Raw genomic sequence first — 4,218 nt, 5'->3', positions numbered from 1 at the left:
GGGTATTGGCGGGGGGTTTAGTCCTGGACCGTTTGGGTGTCCATCGTTCCTTGTGGATCTTCGGCGGGTTGCAAGCTCTCAGCAACTTGACCTATTACGGCTTAGCGGTGGTGGGACGTGACTATCCGGCCTTGATTGCGACGGTCATTCTAGAGAATTTTTGTGCGGGTCTGGTGACGGCGGGGTTTGTCGCTTTTCTGATGGGGTTGTGTAATGCTCGATTTTCAGCAACCCAGTACGCCCTGTTGTCGAGCTTGATGGCCTTTAGCCGCGATATCCTGGTTGCCCCAGCGGGGAGCTTGGCTTTGGTCCTGGGCTGGCCGGGATTTTTCCTGTTTACCGTGGCGGCGGCGGTGCCGGGGCTCTTGTTACTACCCCGTTTTGCCCCTTGGAAACCAGTCCAGCCGACAGTTTGAGCTTTTTGAAAACTTCACTTAACCCCAGCCGTAAATTTGTTAGGGTTTGGAGAATACCCCCAGTCGCCCAACCCCGCACCACCTACGGTCTACGCCGATGCCTCACAATCTCATCGCAGCAGTCTCGCGGCTGGGGAGCCTCCTGCAAGCTCCTGGGGTCTTAGAGGTCAAGCTCAAACAATTCTACGAGGGCCTCCAGGAGAGTTTGGGCTGTGAACTGGTGTGGGTGGGATTATTGCAGGATAAGGGCCGCGCCATCCTGGGCAAGGGTGGCTGCTATCCCAGCTACCACGGTTTTTTATTCACGCCCCGTTTCATCGAACCGGGCGACCTGGAAGACTTGGTTACGCAACACCACAAACTCCTACAGATTCCTGATATTCAGCAGGACACGCGCTGTCGGCCCTGGTGGAAACTCAGTCAGGAATGGGGACTCCACGGGGTTGTGGCCTTCCCGCTTATGGTGCAGGGCGAGTGTCTCGGGCTGGGGGTCCTGGGTCAGAGTCGCTGGGGGCTACTGCTCCAAGCGGAGGCGGAGGAATGCTTGATGTTGCTGGGGAGTCTGGTCGGGAGCGCGATTGTCGCGGACCAAGGACTGGCTCGCCGTCAAGAGCAGTTGACCTCACCACTCTTGACGATGGCAGACCGGCTGCGCCAAGCCTACGATGTCGAGACCGTCCTCCAAGCGGTTGTAGACGAACTGCACGACCGGCTGGGTCCCACCCGCACCGTGATCTATTGGCTAGCGGACTCACGGGAGTTCGAGGTCCGTGCTTTCACCCAAAAAACGACGGGCTACTATATTTACCCCTTGGGGATGCGTCTCACGGTCAAGGAGATCAGTGGGCTATACCAGCAACTTTGTCAGGACCGCACCACCTCCATTGCCGACCTACAACGGGACCTGCGGGGCTATTTGAGCAAGACAACGATCCAGCGGTTACAGCTAAAAGCAATCCTGGCCCACCCGATTATTTTACAAAAGCAACTCCTGGGTTATCTATCTCTAGAGCAGTGTGACCAGCCCCGAATTTGGACGGAACAGGAACAAAGCCTAGTTCAAGGGATGGCGAACCTCATCGGGGTGACGACGACCCAGGCCAAACTCTATGAGATGGAACGCCGCCGTTTCCTCGAACAGATCCTCATTAACCGGATTGTCCAAGATATCCGCAACTCCCTGGACCCCAACGAAGTCATGGGGGCAGCCGTGGACCGGCTGGGTCAGGGTCTCAACGTGGACCGGTGTGTGTTGTTGAATTACGATCCCCAGGCGGCGGGTCTCAAGGTCTTGCATCAGTTCTGTAAACCGGGTATCCCATTGGTAGACCCCTTCTTACCCTGGCCTCAAGCGGATGCAGATGGTCAGGCCCTCACCTCGGCGGTCCCGATTGGCGTGGAAGATACGGACACGGATTTTCGTTTCCTCAACTGGCGTGAGACTTTCCAACGGGGGGCAACCCGTGCGGTCATGCTCTGCGGCTTGGCTCACCAGGGGCAACCCAACGGGATCTTATGTCTGCACCGCTGTTTCCTGCCCCAGCCTTGGACTCATGAGGAACGGGAGATTTTCCAGGCGGTAGCAGACCAAGTGGGAATTGCTCTGGGACAGGCGATGCTATTTCAGCAGACCCAGGAGCGGGTCGAGCTAGAGACCAAACTTAACCAAGCCGTCCGGCGGTTACGGGCAGTGGATACGGGGGCCGATGTATGGGAACGGCTGCTCCAACAGACCGCCCAAGCCCTAGACGCACCCCAAGTCATCTTGTTGACCCTGCGGGCGGGCACTTGGCAGGTCCTCAACTATACCCGTCCGGCTTTACTCAATGACCAACCAGACCCTCTACCCCACGCGCCCCTCTTGGACTACATCCTCAACACCCCGGAGTGTGTGGCCCTGAGTGGTCCCCTGGAAGGGCTGGGGTCTGAGAATTACAGTGGGCTCGGAGAGCGGTTAGTCGTCCAACCGGAACTCACGGGGGTATTGCTGGTCCTTGACCGCGAAGAACGTAACTGGCGGACCATCGAGAAGCAATTGCTCAGCCGTCTCATCCAAGAAGCCCTCCTCGCCTATGCCCAAACCAATACTTTTTTGAAGTTGCGTCAGTTGAGCCAGCAACTCAAAGAACTCAACGCTTATCGCAACACCATGGTCTCGATTGCCAGCCACGAGATGCGGACCCCCCTCGCCTCAATTTCACTGTTTGTTGAAACCCTGCTGTTAGACCGTGAACTCATTACCAATGAAGAACTTGAACAGATGCAGACTGAGTGCAACCGTATGACCGCACTACTCAACAATCTCACCACCCTGGTTAATCTGGAATCCAATAATACGCAGTTCAATTTTCACACGATTGCGCTTGAGCCCTTCTTTCATCGTCTTTGCAAACGAATCCTCCCCTTAGCAGACTGTTACCGAGCCACCGTCCATTTTCAGGACCAGACGGCGGGTGTGGCCTTTGTTAGCGATGAACAAAAACTCGAAACTATTCTCTATAATCTGCTCGAAAACGCTTGCAAACACACCCCCAGCGGCGTCCAAGTCACCCTTTCAGCCCAACCCCAAGCTGAACGAATTGCTTTCAGGGTCAGCGATGACGGTCAGGGCATCCCCACCCCCAAACTCGCTACCCTCTTCCAGCCCTTCATCCGGGTAGAGGACGTAATGAATCATTCCAAAGGCGGGGCCGGTCTAGGTCTCGCCATCGCCAAGGAAACCGTTACAAAACTTGGCGGTCAGATCAACGTCCAGAGCGAAGTGGGTGAGGGCTCGACCTTCACCGTGCTACTGCCCTTGATGCCCCAGGCGTAGGGGGATGCTTGAACTAAAATATGGTATGATACAAGACAATCATGAGCGCACAATGCTACGCGACCTCACCGTTCAGAACTACCGAACCTTCAAAAATCTTGAGGTAGATAATCTAGCACGGGTTAATTTGATTGTAGGAAATAATAACAGCGGGAAAACAAGTTTTCTAGAAGCTATTTGGATCTTGATCAACCAGGGAAGACCTCAAGCTTTATTTGAAAGATTAGATGATCGCGATGAGAATTTCTCATTCGTGGAACTCGATGGAAGGTTTATGCGTCGTCGTGTTTATCAAGTCAAACATATCTTCTACGAACATCAGTTGAGAGAGGATCAATCCATTAAAATATTTTCAAGCAAAGAGCAAGAGTACTCTATTGGTATTTCCCTGCAGCTAGAACCTAATCAACCCTCTTCAGCTAAACAAGGTCTACTCTATCTTCAAACTTTTATTGATGAAATACCTGAAGAACTATCGGATGATCTTAATGTCGAAAGCAATCTTTCAGTTACATTTGACTACGGTAATAAAGTGGTTTTTAAGTTTCCCGTAAGTCCAACTGGTAGGTTAGACACAACTGCTGCACGTAATCTAGGACGACCTTCTTTCAGGCGGTCTGATGAATTGGCTTCAAATATGTTCCTCAGCACTAGTAATTTGAGCTTTAGTAGGCTGGCTACTCTTTGGGATAAGATTAATCTTAGACCTGATGAAAACAAAGTTTTAGAGGCATTAAAAATTCTAGAGCCCCGTGTTGAACGTATTAATTTTACAAGTGGACAAGCGTCAAATAGCGTTATTCTCAAAATGGAGCATCAATTGGAGCCAGTTCCATTGGGAAGTATGGGTGATGGTATGCGTCGTATTCTCACACTCGCTATCGCGGCTGGGCTCTTCCGTGTAAGAGGTGTATAATGGAGTAGTCGCAATCAGTTGAATCATGGACTTCACTGTCGAGACGCTCCTCACTCTTCCGGGTGTTATGG

At 52.7% G+C, this 4,218-nt stretch carries 2 protein-coding genes and 1 pseudogene; all 3 read left to right on the top strand.

The window, feature by feature from the left end; genetic code table 11:
* A pseudogene (locus HFM78_RS06930) lies at window positions 1-416 on the top strand (AmpG family muropeptide MFS transporter); the annotation flags it as partial.
* A gap of 97 nt (window positions 417-513) precedes the next feature.
* The gene (locus tag HFM78_RS06925; protein ID WP_287128699.1) at window positions 514-3,231 is read left to right on the top strand and encodes a GAF domain-containing protein; all 2,718 of its coding nucleotides are present in this window, start codon (window positions 514-516) and stop codon (window positions 3,229-3,231) included.
* A 4-nt stretch (window positions 3,232-3,235) separates the two neighbouring features.
* The gene (locus tag HFM78_RS06920) at window positions 3,236-4,147 is read left to right on the top strand and encodes an ATP/GTP-binding protein (protein ID WP_287128698.1); all 912 of its coding nucleotides are present in this window, start codon (window positions 3,236-3,238) and stop codon (window positions 4,145-4,147) included.
* Window positions 4,148-4,218: the final 71 nt, after the last annotated feature.

It is taken from the genome of Candidatus Cyanaurora vandensis (assembly GCF_013285555.1).
GTDB classification, from domain to species: Bacteria; Cyanobacteriota; Cyanobacteriia; order Gloeobacterales; family Anthocerotibacteraceae; genus Cyanaurora; species Cyanaurora vandensis.
This window is presented reverse-complemented; position numbering and strand designations above follow the sequence as displayed.

What these genes read in the sequence shown, in the direction of transcription:
- HFM78_RS06925 (WP_287128699.1), top strand. Translation starts at nt 514, where the DNA reads ATGCCTCACAATCTCATCGCAGCAGTCTCGCGGCTGGGGAGCCTCCTG.
- HFM78_RS06920 (WP_287128698.1), top strand. Translation starts at nt 3,236, where the DNA reads ATGCTTGAACTAAAATATGGTATGATACAAGACAATCATGAGCGCACA.